The following is a 1,906-nucleotide window of genomic DNA, read 5'->3' as shown; positions in this document are numbered from 1 at the left end:
CCGGCCAGGGCGAGCGAGCACTCACCATTCCGCAGCGCCTGCATCGCGGAATGCATCGCCACCAACGACGACGAACACGCCGTGTCCACCGTCACCGCCGGGCCCTCAAAACCGAAGGTGTACGCCACCCGGCCCGAGACGATGCTTCCGGCGGCCACAGCCGCTTCGTAGTCGTGGTACATCAGCCCGGCGAAGACTCCCGTGCGGCTGCCCTTCAGCGTGGTCGGATCGATGCCGGCCCGCTCCAGCACCTCCCACGACGTCTCCAGCAGCAACCGCTGCTGCGGATCCATCGCCAACGCCTCACGCGGACTGATCCCGAAGAACCCCGGATCGAACTCTCCCGCATCATGCAGAAAGCCGCCCTCCCGTACGTAGGACTTGTCAGCCAGGCCGGGAGTCGGGTCGTAGATCCCGTCGACATCCCAGCCCCGGTCCTCCGGAAACGGTGTGATGCCGTCACGTTCTTCGGCCACGAGACGCCACAGGTCCTCCGGCGAGGAGACGCCGCCCGGCAGTCGGCACGCGGCCGACACGATCGCAATCGGTTCGGACGAGGCCGCAAGGATCCGGTCGCGCTCCTCCTTGAGCTGCTCGTTCTCCACGAGCGAGGCGCGCAGTGCCGCGACAAGCTTACCCTCGGACACAGACATTCTTGAGTTCCTCCGTAGGCCGCGACGGGCTCAGTTGGTGGTGTTGCCCATCGCGCGTTCGATGAGGCCGGCGACGTCCATGTCAGCGATCAGGTGCGCGGCGTTCTGCCGTGTCTCCGAAGAGGCGGGCGTAGTCACGCCGGAGTCCTCGGTACCGGGGGCGGCAGCCACGAGACGCAGCAACTGCTGCAGCACGCCCAGTTCCTCCAGCCGTTCGAGAGGTACTGAGGCGAGGGCCTTGCGCAGCCCGGCCTCGTCCACGTCGGTGACTTGCACCGTTCCGGTCGCGGCGTCCGAGATCAGCTCCGCGCGCAGGTGGTCGGTCATCGCGGCGGGTGACGGGTAGTCGAAGATCAGAGTGGCCGGCAGCGGGATGCCCGTCACCCCCGCCAGCCGGTTGCGCAGCTCGACCGCAGTGAGCGAGTCGAAGCCCAGCTCGCTGAACGCCTGTCCCGGGATGATACTCCCGGCGTCGGCATGCCCCAGCACGACGGCGACTTCGTCCCGGACCAGGTCCAGCAGCGTCTCCTTCTGTTCCTCCTTCGGGAGCGCTGCCAGCCGGTCCGCGAGGGAGCCGGCGGGGACAGGTACGCCAGCAGCGACGGTACGCCGGGGCCGACGCACCATTCCTTGCAGCATGGAGGACAGTTGGCCGGCTCCCGCCTGTGCGGACAGTGCGGTGAGGTCGAACTTGACGGGTATCAGTGCCGGTTCACCGGAACTGATCGCGGCATCGAACAGTTCCATGCCCTCTTCGACGGACAAAGGCCGGATTCCGCTGCGCCGCATGCGGGCCTGGTCCGTCTGGTCGAGGGCACCGGCCATGCCCCCGGTGTCACCCCACAGACCCCACGCCAGCGACACAGCGGGCAGACCCTGCCCCCGACGCCACTGAGCGAAAGCGTCCAAGAACGCGTTCGCCGCCGAATAATTGCCCTGCCCCGGACCACCAAGCGCACCCGACGCCGAGGAATACAGAACAAAAGCATCCAGATCCAGATCACACGTCAACTCATGCAGCACCAAAGCCGCATCAACCTTCGGACGGAACACCCCAGCCAACCGCGCCGGCGTCAAACCCGAAATCACACCATCGTCCAGCACACCCGCCGTATGCACCACACCCGACAACGGAGCATCAACAGACACCCCCTCCAGCACACCCGCCAGCCCATCACGATCAGCCACATCACACGCCACCACCGACACCTGCGCACCGGCCCCCTCCAGCTCCGCCTTCAACGCCACCGCAC

At 67.0% G+C, this 1,906-nt stretch carries 2 protein-coding genes; both read right to left on the bottom strand.

All coding sequences use genetic code 11. The annotated features are described in order from the left end of the window. Positions 1-653, bottom strand: a 653-nt coding sequence (locus ACWD04_RS33945) for a beta-ketoacyl synthase N-terminal-like domain-containing protein (protein ID WP_451137576.1), incomplete at its 3' end; no start/stop codon positions are given. A 30-nt stretch (positions 654-683) separates the two neighbouring features. After that, positions 684-1,906: type I polyketide synthase (locus ACWD04_RS33940; protein WP_451137575.1), on the bottom strand; the 1,223-nt coding region annotated here is incomplete at its 5' end.

Source organism: Streptomyces sp. NPDC002911 (assembly GCF_053591835.1).
Note: the sequence above shows the minus strand (reverse complement) of the source record. Positions and strands in the feature narration are given on the sequence as shown.